Genomic DNA, 2,065 nt, shown 5'->3' with positions numbered 1-2,065 from the left:
GACGGCGTGATCGGCCGGCGTCGATCGCGTGGTCTACCCATCTCTACTCGTGAACCGAGATACAACTAGATCGTCGAATCCGCACCCCTGGCCGCCATCCGCACCCGGTGCAGGAGGTGCGGATCGACGGGAGGGGTGCGGATCGGACCGTCTTCAGCTTTCTAGGCTCGCCACTAGAGATCTCGAGACTCCCCGATCCGAGCGACGTCGCAGCGCCCCCGGCGACTCCCCGACGGTCCGGCTGAACGCCCGGCTGAACGCGGCCTCGGACCGGTAGCCCAGCCGCCCGGCCAGCTCCGCCACGGTCGCGTCGCCCGAGGTCAGCGCGTCGGCCGCGACGTGCATCCGCCACCGCGTCACGTACGCCATCGCCGGCTCCCCGACCAGCTCGGTGAACCGCGCCGCGAATGCCGACCGCGACATCGACGCCGTCGCGGCCAGCGAGGTCACCGTCCAGTCGCGGGACGGGTCGCGGTGTACCTGGGCCAGCACGCGTCCCATCCGGTCGTCGGCGAGCGCACCCAGCCAGCCCGTCCGCGCGGCCGGGTCGTGCGCCAGCCACTGCCGCAGGGCCTGGATGACGAGCACGTCGGCCAGCCGGGTGATCACCGCCTCCCCGCCGGGGCGCAGGTCCTCGACCTCGGCCGCGATCAGGCGCAACGTGTCGTGGCAGCGGTCGGAGCCCGCCGTGGGCTCCACCCGGATCAGCCCGGGCAGGAGGTCGAGGAGCCCGCGCGCGGCGGGGTGCTCGAACCGGACGGCGCCGCACACCATCCGGGTGGCGTCGCCGTCGCCGCCGTGGCGCAGCAGCACGTAACGGTCGTCGAGCATCGGGTGCGGGATCGAGCGGATGTCCGGTGTCGCGACGCCCGGCGCGCTGCGCAGCCGGTGCTCGTCACCGCGCGGGACGAGCACGAGCTCACCCGGCCGCAACGACACCGACTCGCCACCGGTCACCTCCAGCTCGCAGCCACCCGAGGTGACCGTGTGGAACCACAGGCAGCCGGGGGTGCGCGGCAGCGTCATGCCCCAGGGCGCGGTCAGCTCGGAGCGGCAGTAGAAGGTGCCGCTCATCCGCAGCACGTGCAGCGCCTCGCCGACCGGGTCGGTGGCCGCCCACGGCGGCTGCTGGTCCATGACGCCCAGGGTCCCCGACCGATGACCGGTCGTCCATCGTGCCAGGACGATCGAGCACGAACAGCAGATTCACGGTCATTCTCCGTCCTCACCGCGGCCGCGACAGTGGACGCACACGCCGATCGAGGAGGACACCGAAATGATCACCGTTCCGGGGACGACCGAGCACACCGGCGGACAGGCCGGCGCGCTGCCGGTGGTGGCCGGCCGCGACGTCGGCGACGCGGCCACGGGCCTGCTGCGCCGGCGGGACCTCTCCGGCCCGGCCGTTCGCGAGGTGCTCGGCGGGGCCGACCGCACCGTCGGGGAGTCGGCGCGCCCGCCGGCCGGGTCGCTCCGATGACCGCGCTGCAGATACTCCGGACCCTGACCGGGGCCGCGGCCGTCGGGTCGGGGGTGCTCGGCGGGACCTACCTGGCGTTCTCGGTGGCGGTGATGCCGGCGCTGGCCCGGCGTCCGCCGGCCGAGGCGACCGCGCTGATGCAGGAGGTGAACCGGGTGATCCTGAACCCGGTGTTCGGGACGCTGTTCGCCGGGACCGCGCTGCTCTGCCTGGTCACGGCCGGGTCGCCGCTGGTCACCGGCGGCGCCGGGAGCGGCTGGCGGATCGCCGGTGGGCTGGCCGGGCTGGCCGCGTTCGTCCCGACGATCGCGGTGAACGTCCCGCTGAACACCCTTCTGGACCACGACGGCGTCGCGGCCTGGGCCGGGTTCGCGCAGCAGTGGGTCCCGTCCAACCACCTCCGCGCAGCCCTCTCGGTGCTCGCCGCGGTGCTGCTCCTGATCGCGGTCCCGGCCACCGGCCCGTCGTGACGCGCGCGGGACAGGCTCCCGCGACACCGACCGCCACCTCCGCGCCGGCACCGGTCGGCGCGCGGAGCAGCGTGCCGCGCGCCCGGCTCCGTCCGGCGACCGCGGCCGCGTCCCG

The 2,065-nt window shown here is 74.6% G+C and carries 3 protein-coding genes; 2 read left to right on the top strand and 1 reads right to left on the bottom strand.

Annotated elements, in window-relative coordinates; genetic code table 11:
- Nucleotides 1–153: 153 nt before the first annotated feature.
- The gene (locus tag I4I78_RS32150) at nt 154–1,137 is read right to left on the bottom strand and encodes an AraC family transcriptional regulator (RefSeq protein WP_218615274.1); all 984 of its coding nucleotides are present in this window, start codon (nt 1,135–1,137) and stop codon (nt 154–156) included.
- 139 nt (nt 1,138–1,276) lie between these two features.
- Here I4I78_RS32150 and I4I78_RS32145 point away from each other — a divergent pair, with 139 nt between their 5' ends.
- Nucleotides 1,277–1,480, top strand: a complete 204-nt coding sequence (locus I4I78_RS32145; protein WP_218615273.1) for a hypothetical protein — start codon at nt 1,277–1,279, stop codon at nt 1,478–1,480.
- The gene (locus tag I4I78_RS32140) at nt 1,477–1,950 is read left to right on the top strand and encodes a DUF1772 domain-containing protein (RefSeq protein WP_218615272.1); all 474 of its coding nucleotides are present in this window, start codon (nt 1,477–1,479) and stop codon (nt 1,948–1,950) included. Before I4I78_RS32145 ends, I4I78_RS32140 begins: the two co-directional genes overlap by 4 nt.
- The last annotated feature ends 115 nt before the right edge of the window (nt 1,951–2,065 follow it).

Source organism: Pseudonocardia sp. KRD291, from assembly GCF_019263595.1.
Classification (GTDB): domain Bacteria; phylum Actinomycetota; class Actinomycetes; order Mycobacteriales; family Pseudonocardiaceae; genus Pseudonocardia.
This window is presented reverse-complemented; position numbering and strand designations above follow the sequence as displayed.